The organism is Streptomyces sp. NBC_00354 (assembly GCF_036106915.1).
Taxonomy (GTDB): Bacteria; Actinomycetota; Actinomycetes; order Streptomycetales; family Streptomycetaceae; genus Streptomyces.
On sequence record NZ_CP107983.1, the window covers coordinates 4222222 to 4243974 of the forward strand.

A 21753-nucleotide genomic window follows, 5' to 3' on the forward strand; every position below is an offset into this window, starting at 1 on the left:
ACGGGGTACGCGCGTCCGCCCCCGGTGTCGGAGGGACACCGGGGGCGGACGGGGGCTCGGCGCGGAGCTACTCGGCCGGGTCCGGGGCGGGGGCCGGGGCCGCCGCCGGCATGCCGGGCAGGCCGAGACCGGTGAACAGGGCGACCACGGTGGTGCCGAGGTCGTTCACGACGTCCGTGGCCTTGTCCTTGGCGTTGGTCGTGCAGCCGCAGGGGCCGGCCGCCTTGGCGACTTCGTCGACGGAGGCCTTGAGGTGGTCGACCGCGGCGACGACGAGGTCGAGGGGGGCACCGGCCCTGGCAGCCTGCGCGGAGACGGGGGCGACGGCGGGCAGGGGCGCCGGGGCCGCGGCCGGGAGGGTGACGGGCTTGGCGACCTCGGCGGGGGGCTTGGCCATGTCGACCGGGGGCTTGGCCACTTCGGCGGGGGGCTTGGCCGCCTCCACCGGCTTCGCCGCGTCGGCCGGGGGCTTCGCCACCTCCGCCGGGGGCTTGGCCACCTCCACCGGCCTCGCCGCCTCGGCGGGGGGCTTGGCCGCCTCCACCGGCTTCGCCGCCTCCACCGGCTTCGCTGCGTCAGCCGGGGGCTTCGCCACCGCGGCCGGGGGCTTGGCCACCTCCGCCGGCGGCTTGGCCACCTCCGCCGGGGGCTTCGCCGCCTCGACCGGGGGCTTCGCCACCTCCGCGGGCGGCTTCGGCAGGACCACCGGGGCCGCCGGGGCGTCGGCCGGGGGCTTGGCCGGGGCCTGGGGTGCGGTGGGCGCGGCCGGGGCGGCCGGGGCAACCGCCGCGAACGTCTGCTTCAGGCCCGCGAGCGCCGCGTCGATCTTCTGCTTGTGCGCGGCCAGGTCCGCCTCCGGGAGCTTCCCGTCCGGCGACTTGAGGACCTCCCCGAGGAAGTTGGTGACGGGCGTGATCAGCACGCCTGCGGAGCCCAGGGCCTGCACCTGCGCGGTCAGCGCCTCGGTACCCGGGATGGACTTCTTCGCCACGGGCGCCGACGGCCTGGCGGGGGCGTTGGCCGCACCCGCCAGACCGGGGGACGCGGACAGCAGCGTCACGCAGAGGGCGGCGGGGAGGGTGTAGCGGGTGATGCGGTGCAAGATCTCTCTCCTGTTCAGGGGCAGAGCGGTGACATGGGACGTGGGACACGGGACATGTCGGGGGCACGGGACTTGCCCCTGTCCACTCACGGCCACTCCGTCACATCCGGCAACCGGAGGCCGGCGCACACACCCCGGTGAAACGCCCTGAATTCGACGCATCCACACCTGTGACCTGCACGGATCGGTTCACTCTTCAGCTGTGCTGCACCCTCGTGACACCCTCACCCTGAGTGATCGCGGCGGCTGTGGGGACCCCCACCCCGGCCTGCCCCCCCTTGGTCAGGCCGGAGTGGAGGAGTGCTCTGCCTGCCGGTCGGCGGCCCTCGGGGCGGGGTGACCGAGCTGGTCGATCCCGTCGCCGCGCCGGGCCTGGCGGGCGGGCGCGAGCCCGTACAGCGCCAGGCCGATGGCCAGCAGGAACACCGCGCAGGCCGCCTCGAAGGCGAACGCGTACCCGCCCGTCGCGGCCGCCGGGTCCCCGGCGGCCAGCAGGGAGGCCGTCCGGGCGTCGGCTGCCGAGGTGATCAGGGCCAGGCTGATGGTCGGCCCGGCCAGGATGGCCGTGTTGACCACCGCCCCGGCGAGTGCGGACTGCTCCTCCGGCACCCCGCTGACGGCCCCCGGCACCGCGGCGGACATCAGCGTGCCGATGCCGGCCGACAGGATGACCAGGCCCGCGAGGACGTACGGCGTCGAGCCAGTGCGCAGCCCCACGCCGCCGATCAGGAAGAGGCCGGCGGCGATGACCGCCAGTCCCCCCACCGCCACCGCGCGGATCCCGAGGCGGGCGACGATCCGGCCCGCGACGAAGCCGACACCGAGCAGCATCGCGCTGTACGGGATGAAGGCCAGCGCGTTCTGCAGCGCCGAATAGCCGCGTACCTGCTGGAAGTAGAGGGCCAGCAGGAAGGCGGTGCTCGCGCCGATCGCCGGGCCGAGCAGCGCGCAGACCAGCGCGGTCGCGCGGTAGCGCGAGGCGAGGAAGCCGGGCGGCAGCAGGGGGGCGCGGACGCGTTGCTGGGCGGCGACGAACACCGCGAGCAGGACCGCGCCGAGCGCGAGCGGGGCGAGGACCTGCGGCGCGGCCCAGCCGTGCGGGCCGACCATCACGAAGCCGTAGCCGAGGGTGGAGAGCGCGAGGGTGCCGAGCACCGCGCCCAACAGGTCCACGGGGACCCGTACGGGCGCGGGCCCGGCCGGCAGCGACCGGGGGGTGAGGGCCAGTACGGCCACGGCCGCGGCGGCGAGCAGTCCGAAGCTCCAACGCCAGTTCAGCCAGGCGACGAGCGCCCCGCTGAGCACGATGCCGACGGCGGCGCCGAGGCTGGCCAGCAGACCCCAGCGGGCCAGCGCGGTGGCCCTGGCCTTGCCCTCGGGGAAGACGACCCGCAGCAGGGCCATGGCCGCGGGGGCGGCGAGTGCGGCCCCGCAGCCCTGGAGGAAGCGGGCGGCGAGGACGGTGTGCGAGCTGGGGGCCAGCGCCGCGGCGAGGGAGGCGACGGCGAACAGGGCCGTGCCCCGGGTGAACAGCCGGCGCTGCCCGATCCGGTCGGTGAGCCGCCCGCCGAGCAGCAGCAGCCCGCTGAAGGCCAGGCCGTACGCGGCGCTGTCGATGATGAGGTCGATCCGGCTCAGGCCGAGTTCCCGCTGCATGGCCGGACCGGCGGCGAACGTCACCGACACCGAGGCGTTGAGCATGAGCTGCAGGGCCCCGAGGATCGCGAACCGCGCCCAGGTGTTCCGCGGAGGCGGGGCGGCCAGGGGCTCGGCGTGGGCAGGGGCATGGGCCTTCACCTGGGCCGGGGCCTCTGGGGAGTCGTCCATGCCGCGAGTCTGGCAGCCGCCCTCAGCGGCGGGAGGCGCCGTGAGGCCAGTCCGTCAGGTCTGCCGTCGGGTCTGCCGACGCCTCAGCCGTCAGGACTCCTTCGGCAGCAACACCACGCGGCTGCCGTGGAGTTCGCCGTCCTCGATGCGCCGGTGCGTACGGGCGGCCTCCGACAGGGGGACCCGCTCGACGGAGCGGGCGCGCAGCTTGCCGTTCGCCAGCAGGCGGTTGATCGACCCGGCGGCCTCGGCGAGTTCGGCCGAAGTGGCGTGCGAGATCACGAAGCCGACCACGGAGCCGTCCTTCATGTAGAGCGGCCCGGCGGGCAGGACGGGCTGGGAGCGGGCGCCGGCGAGGAGCACGATCCGCCCGCGGGGGGCGAGGAGTTCGACGGCGGCGGCCAGGTCGTTCGTACCCGAGGTGTCGATGTGGACGTCGATGCCCTGCGGGCTGAACTCGCGGATGCGGGCGCTCAGTTCAGGGTCCTTGTAGTCGAGGACGGTCTCGGCGCCCAGCGCCCGGCAGTGCTCGGCGTCGCGCGCAGCGGCGGTGGCGACGACCCGGGCGCCGGCTTCGACGGCCATGACGATCAGGGCGCTCCCCACGTTCCCGGCGGCGCCGGCGACGAGGACGGTCTCGCCGGGGCGGACCCGGCCGTGGGTGAACAGGGCGAGGTACGCGGTGCCCGCGGGGTGCACGACCGCGACGGCCTCGGCGGCGTCCGTGGCGGCGGGCAGCCGGTAGAGGCGGTCGGCCGGGACCACGGCCTGTTCGGCGGCGGCGCCCTGGCGGCCGCCGTGGCCGAGGCTGTTGCACCAGACGCGGTCGCCCGGGGCGAAACCCGCCGCTCCGGGGCCGGCCGACACGACCGTACCGACCAGGTCGCGGCCGATCACGAAGGGGAACTCGACGGGGGTGCGGAACAGCCCGGACCGCACGAAGGTGTCCACCGGGTTGACGGACACCGCCTCGACCTCGACCAGGACATCCGTCGGGCCGGGGGCCGGTGGGGCCATCTCGCCGTAGCGGATGTTCTCGGCGGGGCCCAGTTCTTCGATGAAAGCTGCACGCATGAGGCGATCCTCGCAAGGCCCCCCGGGGTTCGCGCACAGCACCGCGAAGGCTTCGTCAACTCCCGGGGCGGGATGCGGGGACGGGGTTCCGAACGGGTCGCGCACGGGTTCCGTACGAGGTCCCGTACGAGGTCCCGTACCGGATCCCGGAAAGGCCGAAGGGCCGCTACGGGGGTGTGAGCGGCCCTTCGGAGAGGGGGGAACGTGCAGGAGCTGGCGACTCCGGCCGGTGGGGCGGATCAGCCGACGGATCGGCGGGACGGATCGGCGGGGACCGATCAGAGGTTGGCGGCAGCGTTGGCGCGGGTCTCGCGGATCTTCGTACCGAGCGCGGAGAGCAGCCCCTGCAGGATCTCGACGGTGGTCTCGTCGGTCAGGTTGCCGGCGTCGTCGAAACGCTCCTGGGCGCGGAAGATCATGAGTTCGGGCTTGCCGACGACCTTGGAGTCCGTCCACAGGAACATCTGGCGCAGCGCGAGCTGGGCGCGCACGGTGCCGAAGTTGGTCTGCGCGGCGCCGGCGATCGCGATCGGCTTGCCGGTCAGCGAGGAGTTGAGGGCCGGGCGGCTCGCCCAGTCCAGCGCGTTCTTCAGGACACCGGGGATCCCGTAGTTGTACTCGGGGGTGGCGATGAAGATGCCGTCCGCCTCGGCGATGCGGCGCCGCAGGTCGGCCACGGCGACCGGGGCGGGCTCGACGTCGTGGTCGGTGTCGTAGGGCGGGATGTCGCGCAGGCCCTCGTAGATCTCGATGGCCAGGTCACCGGGGGCGAACTTCTGGGCGGCGCGCACGAGGGCGCTGTTGTACGAGGCGCCGCGCAGGCTGCCGGAGATGGCCAGGATCTTGAGCTCGGGCATGAACTGTCCTTCCGCAAAGGTGACATGCGCAGCGAATGCCGAATCCGGCATGCCCCTGCGAGGTGAACGTCGGTGAATGAGCAGGAGTCTGGCCGCGCACGGGATGCGCCGACAACGGCGGTGGGCGGTATCTGTCAGTTATCCGCGGGCGGGTCGGTCCGCAGGGCTTGATCGAGGACGGGCCCTCCCGTATAACTGACATCGAACTGAACTGAACTGTATGGTTCATGTATCCCGCAGAACGACGGCCCCGAACGATAGAGAGAAGGCGTCATGACCACGCAGGTTTCCGCTGTCGAGACCACCGCGATCCGTTCGGTGATCGACGTACTGCAGCCGGTCCACACCCTGGAGGGCGAGGGCTTCCCGGTCCGCCGTCCCTTCCCCACGCCGCAGATCCCGCAGCTGGACCCCTTCCTGATGGTCGACCAGGTCGGCCCGGTGGACCTCGGCCCGGGCGAGCCCAAGGGCGCACCCGACCATCCGCACCGCGGCTTCGAGACCATCGCGTACGTGATGGAGGGCGACATCGAGTACGCGGACTCCACCGGCAACCGCGGGGTCGTCCCGCCCGGCGCCGTGCAGTGGCTGACGGCGGGCGCCGGCGTGGTGCACTCGGCCCAGCCGACCGACGCCTTCCGCGCGGCCGGGGGCCTCCAGCACAACCTGCAGATCTGGGTGAACCTGCCCGCCGCCCGCAAGGGGCTGCGGCCGCGCACCCAGAACCACGGCGCTGCGGAGATCCCGGTGGTCCGGAACCTGGACGGCTCCTGGTTCAAGGTCATCGCGGGCTCGGCGCTCGGCGTGACCGGCCCCTTCGACACCCAGGTCCCGGTGACGGTCGTGCACGCGTCGATCGCCCCGGGCGCGAGCGCGCAGCTCCCGGCGCCGACGGGCCGCAACGCGGCGGTGTACGTCCTGTCCGGCAGCGGCAGGGTCGCCTCGAGCGAGCTGGCCGACGGCGAACTGGCGGTCCTGGGGGACGACGGCGACACGGTGCGGGTCGAGGGCGGCCCGGTCGGCGCCGACCTGCTCTTCCTGACGGGCGAGCCGATCGGCGAGCCGGTCTTCCGCAGCGGCCCGTTCGTGATGAACACCCCCGAGGAGATCGACCAGGCCTTCGACGACTACGCGGCGGACCGCCTGGGCCGCTACGAGGACTGACCACAACGGGGGCGCCGCCGAACCCGGGCGCCCCCGGTCGCCGTTCTGCCGGGTTACCCTTCCCGAGTTCACAAAGGGACAAAGGGGGGCGCCATGAGGCTGGCCTGGTTAGTGTGGCTCATACGGCACTTCGAGGAATACGCCTACAGCCAGGGACCGTTGCGAGCCACGATCGGCACACTGGCCGTCGTCCTCACCGCCCTGCTCCTCGCCTACACACTCCGCCGCTGGAAGCCTGCCGCCCTGGCCGCAGCCGCCGCGACCGCGACCGCCGGCATCACCTGGCTGTCCCTGCACTGACCGGCGATCCGTAGCACGCCGAGCAGCCGCCCCTGATGGTGAGGACGAACAGCTCGGGCGTCTCGGACCACCACGGGTAGGCCCTCCGGCCGCGCCGGGGCCGGGCACGCCACGACCCGGCGCGACCGCAGGGATCAGGCGGCCAGCAGGTCGAGGATCCTGGTCACGGCTTCGACGATCGGCTGGCCCAGCGGGCCGACCACGGCGGCGATGCCGGCGATCGACATCAGCGCGCTCTGCCGCGACTCCGCGGGGACCGGCGCCTCGCCGGTGGCGGCGGGCAGCGCGGCGTCCAGCACCTGGGCGCTCGCCGGCGGGAGCTGCGCGCGCAGCTCACCGATCAGCCGGCGGAGCTCATCGACGGCCGCCGCCAGCTCCGGATGCGGTCCGGCCGCGGCGGCCGGGGCGCCCACGTTCTTCACCATGCCGGTGTTGCCGGTGCCGCCGGTCATGTTGACGTTGTCGCCGAAGTAGTAGTTGTCGCCGCTCACCGGGTCCCCATCCCCACGTTGTTGGAACCGCCGTACATGTTGACGTTGTCGCCGAAGTGGTAGTTCCTCGGATTGATCACGATGGTGTCCACCCGCACCCCGTAGAGCTCGGTGTCCGGGTTGTCGATGGCATGGGTGATCTGGCCGACGAGCTGGTGCAGTGTGCCGGGGTCCTTGCTGGTGACCACCGCTATCGACGGGCCCGAGGTCTCGACCGCCAGCACGTAGTGCGACGAAGCCGTCAGGACCGACAGCCACTCCACGAGGGACCAGACCAGGGCGGCTGCCGCACCCAGCCAGACGAAGCTGAGGATGGTCTCCGCCGCGTCGCGGTCCGCGAGCGATGTCAGCCCGGCCAGGATGGTCAGGGTGAAGGCACTGGCCAGGACGACGGCGAGGTTCCGCAGGAAGCGGATCGTGGCGTCCTTGCGCCTGGGGTGCAGGGTGAAGGTGTACACCCGGGCGATGTTCTCCAGCGGGTAGGCGGCGCCGCCCACCCACAGGATCCTTCTGCTGATGCGTAGTTCGATGCCGTGGCCCTGCGGCGGCATCGAAGGCGGCGACGCGGGCGCCGACGCAGGCGGCGCCGAGGGCGGCGGAGGCGGGGCGCTCGGCCCCGCGGGTAAGGAACCGTATCCCTGCCCGGACTGCGGCGCGTTCCGGGATCCGGCGGGCGGCGGCGCCTGCGGCGCTCCGCCCGTCGGCTGCGAGTTCTCCATGTGGTGTGTCCCCCTGGTCTGCAAGGTGGCGCCGTGTCATCGACCGGCGACCATCCATTAACCATGGCGGCGGGGGACGGGGCAAGATCTCGTCGCGCCAAGTGGGCTGACGGGGACTCCGGTTGACGTCCCGCCGGGGTCCGCGCGCGTACGCCCCGGCCGGGCTAGGGATTCACTGCGTAGTGGTGGAGGAACATGTCCACTCCGCCCTGGACGAGGCGTTCCGCCAGGTCCTCGTCCAGGGCCGTGCCGTAGGCGCCGTAGACCAGGTGGGGGGAGAGGACCAGGCCGGAGAGCTGAAGGACGGCCAGTTCCATGTCCGGGATGCGCAGCAGGCCGCGGTCGTCGAGGCGGCCCAGGGCCGTGGCCAGGGCGGCGTGCTGGCGGCCCGGACCCTCCTCCTGCCAGGTGGCGCCGAGCTCCGGGAAGCGGTGGCGTTCGCCCGCGATCACGTTGCGCAGCGCCAGCACCTCCGGGGTGGTGAGGCCGGCGACCCAGGTGCGGCAGGCCTCCAGCAGGTCGGTGCGGACGTCGTCCGACTCTGCGAGCCGGGCCTGGATCACCGACTGGGCCACCTCCAGCGCCTCGTCGAGCGTCTGCCCGATCACGGCGTTGAACAGGTTCTCCTTGCTGCCGAAGTGGTTGTAGACGGTGACCTTCGAGACGCCGGCCTCTGCGGCGAGCTGGTCCACTCCGGCTCCGAAGCCCTCCCGCAGGAACACCGTGCGGGCCGCCTCCAGGATGGCCTCGCGCTTGCGCGCTGCGCGCGCGCCGGTGGGAACGGGCTGCTGCCGGGCTTCGGTGGCGCTGATCCTTGCGGTCATGTCGATCCCTACTCCTCGAAGGTGCGGGCCCAGTCTAGGACCCAACTGAACTGTACCGTTGCGTTCAGTTGAACTGAACTGTATGGTTCATCTAGCTGAGAGCGCCAAACAAGGCGCCGGGCACCGCAGTTGAAGTCGGCAAGCAAGCACTCGAGACAGTTCAGCAACAGGAGGTCACCCCCCATGAGCGACACCCAGACTCCCCTCTTCCGGTCCCGGGCCCAGATCCACGTCTCCGCCGCGCCGGCCGAGGTGTACGCCGTCGTCAGCGACCTGGCCCGGAGCGGCGAGTGGAGCCCCGAGTGCCTCGGCGGGGAGTGGACCACCGGCGCCCCCGGCGCGGTCGGCTCGGTGTTCCGCGGCGAGAACGAGCGGAGCGAGGACGTCGTCTCCTGGGCGCCGGTGGTGCGCGGCAAGTGGACGACGTACGCCGAGGTCGTCGCCGCCGAGCCCGGCCGGACCTTCCAGTGGGCCATGCACAACAGCTCCGGCGAGAAGCAGGACAGCGTCTGGGGCTTCTCCATCGAGCCGGACGGCAAGGAGAGCCTCCTGGTCCACCACTTCCGGATGGGCTCCGCCACCGAGGGGATCCGCGGCATCACCGCCGAGATGGACGTGGAGCAGAAGCAGCTGTTCTTCGCCGAGTGGGGCGAGAAGGTGGCCGGCGACCTCGCCGCGACCCTCGAGCGCATCAAGGTCGTCATCGAGACGGAACTGCGCGCGACCGGCTCCTGAGCTTCCTCTTCCTCTCCTCTCCTCTTCCGTAACTGATCGTCATTGCAACTTACTTGGGAAGGTCAAGGCGATGATTCTGCAGCGCATCGGGAACAAGGGAATCCGGCTCGGAACGCTCTTCGAGCGGGCCGCGAGAAAGCACCCGTCGAACGTCGTGATCCTCGATCACGACCTGGACATAGCCCCGGGCCTGGGGCGCCGGGCGACCGTGGCCGAGGTGGCCGACCTGATCGACGACATGGCCTCGAGGCTCTGGGCCGCCGACGTACGGCCCGGCCGCCGGGTCGTCGTCTACAAGTCCGACGGCTTCGACATCACCCTGCTGGCCTGCGCCGTGGCCCGCATCGGCGCCGTCCCGGTGCTGCTGTCGCCGAAGCTCGACGGCGAGACCGTCGCCGAACTCGTACGCCGTACCGACCAGCCCTACCTGCTCACCGACCAGAACAAGCTGGAGACCGAACTGCCCGCCTCGGTCTTCCAGGAGGCCGGGCAGGTCCTGCTCACCTCCGGCAGCTACCAGGACGCCACCGAGCTCGCCTCGCTCGCCGGAGTCCCCCGGGTCCCCGCCGTGACGATGCCGCCCGAGCACCCCACCCTGATCACGCACACCTCCGGCACCACCGGCACCCCCAAGCTCGCCGTCCACACCGGCGCCACCCTGGAGGCGCGCTACCGCCCGCAGGCCGCGATCACCAAGCCGCTCATACCGGGCCGCGAGACCATCGCCATGCACGTCTCCTTCGTCCACTCGCGGCTCATCACCGCACTCGCCATCTCCCTCTTCCGCGGCTTCCCGATCGTCGTCCTCGCCGACTCCGACCCCAAGCAGGCCGCCGACCTCTTCGCCCAGCTGCGCCCCGGCATCCTGGAGGCCCACCCCAACTCCTTCATGGAGTGGGAGGAGCTGGCCGACGACCCCCGGCGGCCGCTGGCCAACGTCAAGCTCTTCAGCAGCACCTTCGACGCCATCCACCCGCGGACCGTGCAGCGGCTGCTCAAGGCGACGACGCGCAAGGCCCCGGTCTTCGGCCAGCTGTACGGGCAGAGCGAGATCGGGCCGGCCGTCGCCCGCTCCTTCTCCAAGCGCCGCGGGCTCGACGCCGACGGCCGCTGCGTGGGCATGCCCTTCCCCGGCATGACGGACGTCCGCGTCGTCAGCCGCAACGGACTGCCGCCCTCCGAGACCAACCCGGGCTTCATCGAGGTCAAGAGCGACGGCCGGATCGTCACCTACCTCGGCGAGCAGGAACGTTACGACAAGCAGGTCAACGACGGCTGGTGGCGGATGGGCGACGTCGGCTACCGCACCAAGTGGGGCTGCGTGCACCTGCTCGACCGCGAGGTCGACCTGATCGAGGGCTTCGGCTCCACCCTCGCCGCCGAGGACACCCTCTTCACCCGGCTGGACGAGCTCGCCGAGGTCATCATCATCCCCGACGAGAGCGGCCGCGCCGTCCCCGTCGTCTGCACCAAGGACGACAAGCCCCTCGACCCCGTGGCCTGGAAGGCCGCCGTCGCCGGACTGCCGGCGATGGCCGAGCCCGTCCAGTGGCGCCAGTCCGAACTGCCGCAGACCGCCACCACCAAGATCAAGCGGCTGGAGCTCGCCCGGCTGCTCACCGCCGGAGCCACCGCCACCACCGCAGGAGCCACCGCCGGCGTCACCGCCGACCGCACCCAGGAGAACGTCTGATGTCGAAGCTGATCATCGTCGGCGGCGGGATCGGCGGGCTGGCCACCGCCCTCGCCACCGCCCGCCAGGGACACCGCGTCCTCGTCCTGGAACGCGCCCCCGAGTTCGCCGAGATCGGCGCCGGCATCCAGCTCGCGCCCAACGGCCTGCACGCCCTCGACCGCCTCGGCCTCGGCGACGCCGTCCGCGCCACCGCCGTCCAGATGGACGAGCTCCGGTTCATGGACGGGGTCACCGGCCGGCACGTGGTCAGCATGGACCTGACCGAGCGCTACCGCGCACGGTTCGGCAACCCGTACGCCGTCGTCCACCGCGCCGAACTGCACACCAAGCTGCTCGAGGCCTGCCAGGCGGACGACTCCATCGAACTGCGCAGCGCTGCCACCGCCATCGGGTACGAGCAGGACGAGACCGGCGCCTCGGTCCTCCTGGAGGACGGCGAGCGGATCACCGGCGATGCCCTGATCGGCGCCGACGGCATCCACTCCGCGATCCGCGCCCAGCTCGTCGGCGACGGGGCGCCCCGCAACTCCGGGATCACCGTCTACCGCGCCGTCATCCCGATGAAGCAGGTCCCCGAGGAGCTGCGCCACCTCACCTCGGTGACCTGGTGGACCGGGCCCCACTGCCACTTCGTGCACTACCCGATCGCCGGCGGCAAGTACCTCAACCTCGCGGCCAGCAGCGACAACAACGCGGCCGAGACGCTCGCCGGGGTCCCCGCCTCCCCGGGCGACATCCGCCGCGAGTTCGCCGCCCTCGGCGAGGACGCACAGCGCCTGCTCGCCCTGGGGGAGGGCTGGAAGTCCTGGGTGCTGGTCGACCGGGACCCGGTCGACACGTGGACCGACGGCCGGGTCGCCCTGCTCGGCGACGCCGCCCACCCGATGCTCCACTACGTGGCGCAGGGCGCCTGCCAGGGCCTCGAGGACGCCGTGATCCTGGGCGACCTGCTCGACTGCGGCGCCGACGAACTCCCCGAGCGCTTCGAGAAGTTCAACGCCGAGCGGCGCGAGCGCACCGGCCGGATCCAGCTCCTCGCCCGGGAGAGCATCAAGCTCTGGCACACCTCCGGAGCCGCCGCCACGGCCCGCAACGACCAGCTGTCCTCGTACACCCCCGAGGAGCTCCACGACTACGTGGCCTGGATGCACGGCGCCCGCACCCTCGACGAGAACACCACCCCGAACGGAGAGCAGCGATGAACCAGCCCCAGGGACAGAAGCAGGGACAGCACCAGGTGGCCATCATCGGAGCCGGCCCGCGCGGCCTCTCCGTCCTGGAGCGCCTGTGCGCCAACGAGCGCAGGAACCCCAGGCACTCCGCGGTCACCGTCCACGTGGTCGACCCGTCGGCTCCGGGCGCCGGCCAGGTCTGGCGCTCGGACCAGTCCCAGCACCTGCTGATGAACACGGTCGCCTCCCAGATCACCATCTACACCGACGACAGCGTCCGCACCGAGGGGCCCATCGAGCCCGGCCCGAGCCTGTACGAATGGGCCCAGGACATCGCCTGCGACTCCGCCGACGAGGCGACCCTCGCCGAGGCCCGCCGGCTGGGCCCGAACACCTACCCCACCCGCGCCTTCTACGGCAGCTACCTGCGCGCCACCTTCGAGCGCGTCGTGCAGAACGCCCCCGCCCACGTCACCATCGAGGTGCACCGCTCCCGGGCCGTGGCCATGGCCGACACGCACGGCAGCACCGGCGGGCAGCAGGGCGTCCGCCTCGAGAACGGCACCCGGCTCAACGACCTCGACGCGATCGTGATGGCGCAGGGCCACGTACCGGCCCGGCTGACCCCTCGCGAGGCGAAGACCGCGAGCCTCGCCCGGATCCACCACCTCACCTACGTCACGCCCGCCAACCCGGCGGACCTGAACCTGAACGTCGTGGGGCCCGGCGAGAACGTCCTGCTGCGCGGCCTCGGCCTGAACTTCTTCGACCACATGGCGCTCTTCACCGCCGGCCGCGGCGGCACCTTCGTCCGCGCCGAGGACGGCCGCCTGGTCTACCGGCCCTCCGGCAACGAGCCGGTGCTGTACGCCAGTTCGCGGCGCGGCATCCCGTACCACGCCCGCGGCGAGAACGAGAAGGGCGCGTACGGCCGCTACCTGCCCCGCCTGCTGACCCCGCAGAAGATCGCCGAGATGCGCCGCCGCTCCGAGGACGGCGAGGGCATCAGTTTCTCCACGGACCTGTGGCCGCTCATCTCCCGCGAGACGGAGAGCGTGTACTACGGCACCCTCCTGGAAAGCCGCGGCCGCGGCGCCGAGCGCGAAGGCTTCACCAAGCGCTACCTGTCGCTGGAGTCGGCGGGGGACCGGGGCTCGCTGCTGGACGTCTACGGCATCGAGGACGAGCAGCGCTGGGACTGGGAGAAGCTCTCCCGCCCCTACGGCGACCGCGAGTTCACCAGCCGCGAGGAGTTCCGGGACTGGCTGGTCGCGTACCTGGCCAAGGACGTCGCGGAGGCCAGGGCCGGCAACCTCAGCGGCCCGCTCAAGGCGGCCCTGGACGTGATGCGCGACCTGCGCAACGAGATCCGCCTCGCCGTCGACCACGGCGGTCTGGACGGCGACTCGCACCGCGACGACCTCGAGGGCTGGTACACGCCGCTCAACGCCTTCCTCTCCATCGGCCCGCCGGCCTCCCGCATCGAGGAGATGATCGCCCTCATCGACGCCGGGGTGCTCGTCCTGACCGGTCCGGGGACCGAGATCCGCGTCGACACCGCCGCCGGCGCCGACGCGACCTTCATCGCGCAGTCCCGTACCGTGCCCGGCCCCGCGGTCCGCGCCACCGTCCTGATCGAGGCCCGGCTGCCCGAGCCCGACCTTCGGCGCACCGACGACCCGCTGCTGCGCCACCTGCTCGACACCGAGCAGTGCACGACGTACCGGATCGCCGGCGCCGACGGCAGCAGCTACGAGTCCGGCGGCCTCGCCGTCACCGAGCGCCCGTACCGGCTGCTCGACGCCCGCGGCCGGGCCCACCCGCGCCGGTTCGCGTACGGGGTGCCCACCGAGTCCGTGCACTGGGTCACCGCGGCCGGCATCCGCCCGGGCGTCGACTCGGTCACCCTCGGCGACTCCGACGCCATCGCCCGCTCCGTCCTCGCCCTCCCGGCGGCGGGCATGGTCCCCAGCGGTGTCGCGCCGCTGCCGACCGAGACCGACCTGACCGGGGTCCTCGTATGAGCACGGCCGGTATGAGCACGGCCGGTACGAGCACGGCTGGTACGAACCGGGCGCCGCAGGACGCGCTCACCGACGCGGGGCTGCTGTCGCCGGTACGGGCCGGCACCCCTGCCGAGGAAGCCGTCTGCGACCTGGCCTGGCTCCAGGCCATGCTCGACGCCGAAGCCGCCCTGGCCCGGGCCCAGGCCGGCCTCGGCACCCTCCCGGGGGCCGCCGCCGAGGCCATCACCGCGGCGGCCCGGGCCGAGCACCTCGACCTGCGGGCGCTGGCCCTGGCCGCCCGGGAGACCGCGAACCCGGTGGTCGGGCTGGTGCAGGCGCTGACCCGGGTGGTCGCGGAACAGGACACGCGGGGCACCGGAGCCGCCGAGTACGTGCACCGCGGCTCCACCAGCCAGGACATCTTCGACACCGGCGCCATGCTGGTGGCCGCCCGCACCCTGAAGCTGATCCGGGCCGACCTGGCCCGCACCGCCGAGGCCCTGGCCCGGCTGGCCGGTGAGCACCGGGACACGGCGATGGCGGGCCGGACGCTGGCCCTGCAGGCCGTACCCACCACCTTCGGGCTGAAGGCGGCCGGCTGGCGGCAGCTGGTCCTGGACGCCGACCGGCGCCTGGCCCGGGTGCAGGACGGCGGGCTGCCGGTGTCGCTCGGCGGCGCGGCGGGCACGCTGGCCGGCTACCTCGAATACGCCCGGATCGACGGCGCGGACCGCCCGCTCGAGCCCGGCGCGTACCTGGACGACCTGGTCGCAGCCTTCGCCGCCGAGACCGGACTCGCCCGCCCCGCCCTGCCCTGGCACGTACTGCGCACTCCGATCGCCGATCTCGCCGCCGCGCTCGCCTTCACCGCCGGCGCCCTCGGGAAGATCGCGATCGACGTGCAGAACCTGGCCCGGACCGAGGTCGCCGAGGTCGCCGAGCCCGCCGTGGCCGGCCGCGGCAGCTCCTCGGCCATGCCCCACAAGCGCAACCCGGTCCTGAGCACGCTGCTGCGCAGCGCCGCCCTCCAGGTCCCGGTCCTGGCCACCGGGCTCGTGCAGTGCCTGGTCTCGGAGGACGAGCGCTCGGCCGGGGCCTGGCACGCCGAATGGCAGCTGCTGCGCGAGTCCCTGCGGCTGGTCGGCGGCGCCGCCCACACCGCGGTGGAGCTCGCCGAGGGGCTGACCGCCCGGCCGGAGCGGATGCGGGCCAATCTGCTGCTGACCGGCAGTCAGGTGGTCTCCGAGCGGATCGCGGCCGTGCTCGCACCGGAGTTGGGCAAGGCCGCGGCGAAGCAGCTGCTGACCAGGGTCTCGGCCGCGGCCGAGGAGAGCGGCCGGCCCCTGTACGAACTGCTCGCCGAGGAGCCGGTGTTCAAGGGCAGCCGGAGCACGGACGAGCTGGCGCGGCTGTGCGATCCCGGGACGTACACCGGGGGCGCGGGCCCGCTGGTGGACCGCGCGCTGACCCGGCCGAACTGAACTCCGGAATCCCCGGACCAGCCATGGAGATTAACTGAACTGAACTGTATAGTTCATAGGGTTAGCCGCCGAACAGAAAGCCGAGAAGCCATGACGCCGCCCGCACGGCCCGCACGGCCGGCAACCCGACGCTGGATCGAGGACTGGGACCCCGAGAACGAGGAGTTCTGGCAGCGCTCCGGCAAGCAGACCGCCCGCCGCAACCTGATCCTCTCCGTCCTCTCCGAGCACATCGGTTTCTCGGTGTGGAGCATGTGGTCGGTCCTGGTGCTCTTCATGTCACCCGAGATCGGCCTGGGCTTCACCCCCGCCCAGAAGTTCCTGCTCGTCGTCGTCCCCACCCTCGTCGGCGCCGCCCTCCGGCTCCCCTACAGCTACGCCGTGACCCGCTTCGGCGGCCGCAACTGGACCGTGTTCGCCTCGGCCGTCCTACTCGTCCCCACCCTCGCCGCCCTGTACTTCGTGCAGCGCCCCGGTACCCCGCTGTGGGTGTTCCTGATGATCGGCGCCGCAGGCGGAGTCGGCGGCGGCAACTTCGCCTCCTCGATGACCAACATCACCGCCCTCTTCCCGCAGCGCCTGCAGGGCTGGGCCCTCGGCATCAACGCGGGCGGCGGGAACCTCGGGGTCGCCGCGATCCAGCTGATCGGCCTGCTCGTCATCGCCACCGCGGGCAGCACCCACCCCGCGTACGTCATCGCCGTCTACCTCCCCCTCATCGTGGCGGCCTCGCTGCTCGCCGCCCTGAAGATGGACAACTTCGCGGCCGTACGCAGCGCCCCCGGCGCCCAGCGCGAGGCCGCCCGCAACCCGCACACCTGGTGGATCTCGCTCCTCTACGTCGGCACCTTCGGCTCGTTCATCGGCTACGGCTTCGCCTTCGGGCTGGTCCTGCAGAGCCAGTTCGGCGCCACCCCGCTCGAGTCCGCCTCGTACACCTTCCTCGGGCCGCTGCTCGGCTCGCTGTTCCGGCCGGTGGGCGGGCTGCTGTCCGACCGCTGGGGCGGGGCCCGGGTCACGCTGCTGACGTTCTGCGCGATGGCGGCGGGCACCACGGTGCTGCTGCTGGCCTCGGCGCAGGGCTCGTACGGGCTCTTCGTCGCCGGCTTCACCGTCCTGTTCGTACTGACCGGCACAGGCAACGGCTCGACGTACAAGATGATCCCGGCCGTCTTCGCCCGGCAGGCGGAGGATGAGGTCACCTCCGGCCACGACGCGGCGGCCGCCTTCGCCCGGGCCCGCAGGCTGTCGGGGGCGGTCATCGGCATAGCGGGCGCGGTGGGCGCGCTCGGCGGGGTCGGGGTCAACCTGGTCTTCCGCAGCGCGTACAGCGGCCCCGCCGGGTCCGGCGAGCCCGCCTTCACCGCCTTCCTCGGCTTCTACCTGGTATGCGTCCTGGTCACCTGGGCGGTCTACCTGCGCAGGCGCCCGGCCGGCCAGAGCGCACCGGAGCGCGTGCGGACCGGGGCCTCCCGTGTCTGACACGACCCGGTCCTCCGAGACCACCGCATCCTCCGAGGCCGTCACGCACTGCCCGTACTGCGCGCTGCAGTGCGGTACGCGGCTCACGCGCGCGGCAGGCCGTACGGCCGTCGAGCCGACGCAGTTCCCGGTGAACCAGGGCGGGTTGTGCCAGAAGGGCTGGACGGCGCCCGCACTGCTGGACACCCCGGGGCGGCTCACCCGGCCCCTGGTGCGCGGCGCGGACGGCGTCCTCGCCCCCGCCACCTGGGAGGCGGCGCTCGACACGATCGCCGCCCGGCTGCGGGAGATCCGCGCCGTACACGGCCCCGACGCGGTCGGCGTGTTCGGCGGGGGCGGGCTCACCAATGAAAAGGCCTACCAGCTGGGGAAGTTCGCCCGGGTCGCGCTGGGCACCAGCCAGATCGACTACAACGGCCGGTTCTGCATGTCCTCGGCGGCGGCCGCAGGCGTGGCGGCCTTCGGGCTCGACCGGGGCCTGCCGTTCCCCGTCACCGACCTCGGCGGTGCGGACGTGATCCTGCTCGCCGGGGCCAACCCGGCCGAGACCATGCCGCCGCTGATGCGCCACCTGAACCGGGCGGCCCTGATCGTCATCGACCCGCGCCGCACCCCCACCGCCGAGGGCGCCGCCCTGCACCTCCAGCCGACGCCCGGCACCGATCTCGCGCTCGCCCTCGGCCTGTTCCACCTCGCCGTCGTCGAGGGGCACGCCGACCAGGGCTACCTGAACAAGCGGACCACCGGCTTCGACGCCGCCTGGGCGCGGGCCGCCGCCTGGTGGCCCGAGCGGGTGGAGCGGGTCACCGGGGTCCCGGTCGCCGACATGCGCGAGGCGGTCCGGCTGCTGGCCGGCGCGGAGCGGGCGTACGTACTGACCGGGCGCGGCGCCGAGCAGCACAGCAAGGGCACCGACACGGTCGCCGCGTTCATCAACCTCGCCCTCACCCTCGGGCTGCCCGGCCGGGGCGGCAGCGGCTACGGCTGCCTGACCGGCCAGGGCAACGGCCAGGGCGGGCGCGAGCACGGCCAGAAGGCCGACCAGCTGCCCGGCTACCGCATGCTGACCGACCTCGCCGCGCGCGCCCACGTCGCCGCGGTGTGGGGGGTGGAGCCCGACGCGCTGCCGGGCCCCGGGCGCAGTGCGTACGAACTCCTCGACGCGCTCGGCACGGACGGCGGGCCGCGCGCGCTGCTCGTCTTCGGATCGAACCCGGTGGTCTCGGCGCCGCACGCGGCCCGGATCGGGGAGCGGCTGAAGTCCCTGGACCTGCTGGTGGTGGCCGACTTCGTGCCCTCCGAGACCGCGCAGCTGGCGGACGTCGTCCTTCCCGTGACCCAGTGGGCCGAGGAGGAGGGCACGATGACCAACCTCGAGGGCCGGGTGCTGCGCAGGCGGCGGCTGCTGTCCCCGCCCGGCGAGGCACGCAGCGACCTGGACGTCCTGCACGGCCTCGCGGTCCGGCTCGGCCAGCCCGCAGGCCGCTTCGCGACCGCGCCGCGCGAGGTGTTCGAGGAGCTGCGGCGGGCTTCGCGCGGCGGGCGCGCGGACTACTCGGGCATCAGCTACGAGCGGCTCGACGCGGGTGAGGCGCTGTACTGGCCGTGCCCCCAGCCCCTCGAGAACGGGACCGCCGAGGGCGCGGCGGCGCACCCCGGCACCCCGCGCCTGTTCCTCGATGCCTTCGCCCACCCGGACGGGCTGGCCCGGTTCGCCGAGGTCGAGCACCGCGACGGCGCCGAGACGCCCGACGCCGCGTTCCCGCTGTACGCCACGACCGGGCGGGTGCTCGCCCAGTACCAGTCGGGTGCGCAGACCCGCCGGGTCCCGGAGCTGGCCGCGGCCGCGCCGGAAGCGTTCGTGGAGGTGCACCCCGACACGGCCGGGCGCTGCGGGCTGACCGACGGCGGGTGGGCCCGGGTGAGTTCGGCGCGCGGCAGCACGCTGGCCCGGACTCGGCTGGTCCCCTCACTGCGGACGGACACGGTGTTCCTGCCGTTCCACTTCGCCGGGGCGGGCCGCGCCAACCTGATCACCAGTGCGGCGCTCGACCCGCGCAGCAAGATGCCCGAGTTCAAGGTGTGCGCGGTACGGATCGAGCCGGCCGAGGCGGGGCCGTGAGCGCGGGCGAGGTGCTGGTGGTCGGCGGCGGCCCGGCCGCGCAGCGGTTCGCGGAGCGACTGCACCACCACGGGCACCGGGGCGGCATCACCGTGCTCGGCGCCGAGCCGCAGGCCCCGTACCACCGGGCGCTGCTGGGCTCCGTCCTGGACGGGACGCTGCCGGCCCCCGCCCTCGCCCTGCCCGCGCTGCCCGCGGGCATCCGCCTGCACACCGGGGTCACCGTGACCCGGATCGACCGCGCGCGCCGACTCGTACACTCCACCGATGGCACGGCCTGCTCCGTGCACCGCTACGACACGCTGGTCCTGGCCACCGGGTCCCGCCCGGCCGTCCCCCGGATCCCGGGGCTGCCGGCCGGGGGTGCAACGGCGCTGCGGACCCTCGCCGATGCCGAGCGGTGCGCCGCGGCGCCCCCGGGGGCCGCCGTCGTCCTGGGTGGCGGACTGCTCGGGGTCGAGGCGGCCGCCGCGCTGCGCCGGGCCGGGCACGAGGTGGCGCTCGTCCACCGCGGGCCGCATCCCCTGCACCGGCACCTGGACGCCGCCGCGGGCGCGCTGCTCACCCGGCGCCTCGCGGACCTCGGGGTGGACGTCCACGCGGGCCGGACGGCGGCCGCGTACTGCCCCGGCAAGCTCACCCTCGACGACGGTCTGGTGCTCGCGGCCGACACCCTGCTGCTGTGCACCGGCACCGTCCCCGAGACCGCGCTCGCCCGCCGGGCCGGGCTCACCGTCGCCGCCGGCGTGGTCGTCGACGGGCTGCTGCGCACCGACGACCCGCGCATCCACGCCATCGGCGACTGCGCCGAGCACCCGGGGGACACCGCCGGGCACCTCGAACCCGCGTGGGCGCAGGCGGAGTCGCTGGCCCGGCAGCTCACCGGCAGCGCCGCGGCGTACGCCGGCACCCGGCAGATCACCCGGCTGCGGGTACCCGGCGTCGACCTGGTCCGCCTGGGCCGGGGCGGGCCGGCCCCCGAGGGTGCGGAGGTGGTCGCGTTCACCGATCCGGCGCGCGGCCGGTACGCCCGTCTCACCCTGCACGGGCAGCGGATCACCGGGGCGGTCCTGCTGGGGCTGCCGCGGGCCATCGCCGCCGTGAGCCGGCTGTACGAGCTCGACCTGCCGGTGCCGGCCGGGCGGCTGGAGCTCCTGCTCGGCATTGCACCGGCCGCGCCGGGGGCCGGCGAACTCCCCGGCGACGCGGTGGTCTGCCGCTGCAACAACGTCACGAAACACACCGTCACCGAGGCCTGCCGGGCCGGCGCCGCCGACCTGGCGCAGATCGCCGCGACCACCCGCGCCACCACCGGCTGCGGAGGCTGCACGGACGTCGTCCGCGCGCTGTGTGCCGCCGTACGGCCCGAAGGGGGCAGCACGCCATGACCCGTACCGCTCGTACCCTCGTCGTCGCCGGGCACGGCATGGCCGGGCACCGGCTCGTCGCCGAACTGCGGGGCCTCGATGCCGCCGGGGCCTGGCGGATCGTGGTGCTCGGGGAGGAGCCGCATCCCGCGTACGACCGGGTCGCGCTGTCCTCGTACCTCGACGGCCGCAGCGCGGCGGACCTGGCCCTGGCCGGGCCCGGGCTCCTGGACGATCCGCTGCTGGAGCTGCGGCTGAGCACCGGCGTGGCCGCCGTGGACCGGGTGGCGCACACCGTGACCACCACCGCCGGCGACGTGGTCGCGTACGACGCGCTCGTCCTGGCCACCGGCTCGCGGCCGTTCGTGCCGCCCGTGCCGGGCCGCGACCTGCGCGGCTGTTTCGGGTACCGCTCGCTCGGCGACCTCGACGCGATCCGCGCCGCCGCCGTGCCCGGCCGCCCCGGCGTGGTGATCGGCGGCGGGCTGCTCGGCCTGGAGGCCGCGAACGCGCTGCGGCTGCTCGGCATGGAGCCGCACGTGGTGGAACTCGCCCCGCGGCTGATGCCGTTGCAGGTGGACGCGGCCGGCGGCGGTGTCCTCGGGCGGCGCGTGGCGCAGCGCGGGCTCCGGATCCACTGCGGTGTGGCGACGGCAGCGCTCGAGGCAGGCCCGGACGGCCGGGTGGCCTCGGTGGTACTGGCCGACGGCAGCACCCTCGAGGCGGACGTCGTGGTGTTCTCGGCGGGGGTGCGGCCACGGGACGAGCTCGCGGGCCCGGCGGGCCTGTCCACGGGCGAGCGCGGCGGGTTCCTGGTCGACGAGCTGTGCCGGACGCGGGACGAGCGGATCTGGGCGATCGGCGAGTGCGCGGCCGTGTCGGGCCGCTGCCACGGGCTGGCCGCACCGGGCTACCGGATGGCGGCCTCCGTCGCCCGGCAGCTGCTGGGCCTGGGCGGGGAGCCGTTCGGGGAGGCCGACCTGTCGACCAGGCTCAAGCTGCTCGGCGTGGAGGTGGCGAGCTTCGGCGACGCCCATGCGGCGGCCGTGGGCGCGGTGGAGCTGAGCCGGCTGGACGAGGCGGCGGGTACCTACGCGAAGCTCGTGCTGGACGCGGACTGCCGCACCCTGCTCGGCGGGATCCTCGTCGGTGACGCCCGCGCCTACGGCGAGCTGCGCCCGTACGTCGGACTGGGCCTCCCCGCGGCGGGCCACCGGCTGCTGGCCGGGGCGGCCTGAGGAGCGCAGAACGCAGGACGCAGTACGCCGCCCTTCGGGGTCCGGGAACCCGAAGGGCGGCGCAGGGCAGGGCCGGTGGGGGGCGCCGGTGGGGCC

18 protein-coding genes are annotated in these 21753 nt (G+C 73.7%); 11 read left to right on the forward strand and 7 right to left on the reverse strand.

Annotated features, from left to right (window positions below):
- Window positions 1-67: 67 nt before the first annotated feature.
- From OHT74_RS19145 to OHT74_RS19160, 4 genes are all read right to left on the reverse strand, one after another.
- On the reverse strand, window positions 68-1102 hold the full coding sequence (locus OHT74_RS19145) for a hypothetical protein (protein ID WP_328620881.1): 1035 nt from the start codon (window positions 1100-1102) through the stop codon (window positions 68-70).
- 282 nt (window positions 1103-1384) lie between these two features.
- Window positions 1385-2929 (reverse strand): MFS transporter, encoded by a 1545-nt coding sequence (locus OHT74_RS19150; RefSeq protein WP_328620882.1) that lies wholly within the window; start codon window positions 2927-2929, stop codon window positions 1385-1387.
- 90 nt (window positions 2930-3019) lie between these two features.
- Complete coding sequence (locus OHT74_RS19155) at window positions 3020-4003, reverse strand: NADPH:quinone reductase (RefSeq protein ID WP_328620883.1); 984 nt, start codon at window positions 4001-4003, stop codon at window positions 3020-3022.
- A gap of 278 nt (window positions 4004-4281) precedes the next feature.
- On the reverse strand, window positions 4282-4860 hold the full coding sequence (locus OHT74_RS19160; RefSeq protein WP_266665632.1) for an NADPH-dependent FMN reductase: 579 nt from the start codon (window positions 4858-4860) through the stop codon (window positions 4282-4284).
- Between the two features lie 273 nt (window positions 4861-5133).
- On the opposite strand from OHT74_RS19160, the gene OHT74_RS19165 reads away from it, so the two are divergent.
- On the forward strand, window positions 5134-6024 hold the full coding sequence (locus tag OHT74_RS19165) for a pirin family protein (RefSeq protein WP_266665633.1): 891 nt from the start codon (window positions 5134-5136) through the stop codon (window positions 6022-6024).
- Window positions 6025-6135: 111 nt separating this feature from the next.
- Complete coding sequence (locus tag OHT74_RS19170) at window positions 6136-6324, forward strand: hypothetical protein (protein ID WP_328620884.1); 189 nt, start codon at window positions 6136-6138, stop codon at window positions 6322-6324.
- Window positions 6325-6458: 134 nt separating this feature from the next.
- On the opposite strand, the gene OHT74_RS19175 is transcribed toward OHT74_RS19170, so the two are convergent.
- The 3 genes from OHT74_RS19175 to OHT74_RS19185 all read right to left on the reverse strand — a co-directional run bounded on the left by OHT74_RS19175 (window position 6459) and on the right by OHT74_RS19185 (window position 8358).
- Window positions 6459-6815 carry a hypothetical protein gene (locus OHT74_RS19175; RefSeq protein ID WP_266665635.1) on the reverse strand — a complete coding sequence of 119 codons (357 nt, stop codon included), beginning with the start codon at window positions 6813-6815 and terminating at the stop codon, window positions 6459-6461.
- Entirely contained in the window at window positions 6812-7366 is a 555-nt protein-coding gene (locus OHT74_RS19180) for a DUF6232 family protein (RefSeq protein ID WP_328620885.1), read from the reverse strand. The genes OHT74_RS19175 and OHT74_RS19180 overlap by 4 nt, the downstream gene beginning before the upstream one ends.
- 332 nt (window positions 7367-7698) lie before the next feature.
- The gene (locus tag OHT74_RS19185) at window positions 7699-8358 is read right to left on the reverse strand and encodes a TetR/AcrR family transcriptional regulator (protein WP_266665637.1); all 660 of its coding nucleotides are present in this window, start codon (window positions 8356-8358) and stop codon (window positions 7699-7701) included.
- Window positions 8359-8541: 183 nt separating this feature from the next.
- Here OHT74_RS19185 and OHT74_RS19190 point away from each other — a divergent pair, with 183 nt between their 5' ends.
- From OHT74_RS19190 to OHT74_RS19230, 9 genes are all read left to right on the forward strand, one after another.
- A complete protein-coding gene (locus OHT74_RS19190; protein ID WP_328620886.1) occupies window positions 8542-9093 on the forward strand; it encodes an SRPBCC family protein in 552 nt (183 codons plus the stop codon).
- Window positions 9094-9163: 70 nt separating this feature from the next.
- Entirely contained in the window at window positions 9164-10786 is a 1623-nt protein-coding gene (locus OHT74_RS19195) for a class I adenylate-forming enzyme family protein (protein ID WP_328620887.1), read from the forward strand.
- Entirely contained in the window at window positions 10786-11991 is a 1206-nt protein-coding gene (locus OHT74_RS19200; protein ID WP_328620888.1) for an FAD-dependent oxidoreductase, read from the forward strand. Before OHT74_RS19195 ends, OHT74_RS19200 begins: the two co-directional genes overlap by 1 nt.
- On the forward strand, window positions 11988-13985 hold the full coding sequence (locus OHT74_RS19205) for an FAD/NAD(P)-binding protein (RefSeq protein WP_328620889.1): 1998 nt from the start codon (window positions 11988-11990) through the stop codon (window positions 13983-13985). The genes OHT74_RS19200 and OHT74_RS19205 overlap by 4 nt, the downstream gene beginning before the upstream one ends.
- Before the next feature lie 11 nt (window positions 13986-13996).
- Window positions 13997-15448: a 3-carboxy-cis,cis-muconate cycloisomerase gene (gene pcaB / locus OHT74_RS19210; RefSeq protein WP_328623347.1), complete on the forward strand. Its 1452-nt coding sequence runs from the start codon at window positions 13997-13999 to the stop codon at window positions 15446-15448.
- A gap of 90 nt (window positions 15449-15538) precedes the next feature.
- On the forward strand, window positions 15539-16930 hold the full coding sequence (locus OHT74_RS19215; RefSeq protein WP_328620890.1) for a nitrate/nitrite transporter: 1392 nt from the start codon (window positions 15539-15541) through the stop codon (window positions 16928-16930).
- Entirely contained in the window at window positions 16923-19052 is a 2130-nt protein-coding gene (locus OHT74_RS19220) for a molybdopterin oxidoreductase family protein (RefSeq protein WP_328620891.1), read from the forward strand. Before OHT74_RS19215 ends, OHT74_RS19220 begins: the two co-directional genes overlap by 8 nt.
- Complete coding sequence (locus OHT74_RS19225) at window positions 19049-20440, forward strand: FAD-dependent oxidoreductase (protein WP_328620892.1); 1392 nt, start codon at window positions 19049-19051, stop codon at window positions 20438-20440. Before OHT74_RS19220 ends, OHT74_RS19225 begins: the two co-directional genes overlap by 4 nt.
- Complete coding sequence (locus tag OHT74_RS19230; RefSeq protein ID WP_328620893.1) at window positions 20437-21657, forward strand: NAD(P)/FAD-dependent oxidoreductase; 1221 nt, start codon at window positions 20437-20439, stop codon at window positions 21655-21657. The genes OHT74_RS19225 and OHT74_RS19230 overlap by 4 nt, the downstream gene beginning before the upstream one ends.
- Window positions 21658-21753 lie beyond the last annotated feature (96 nt).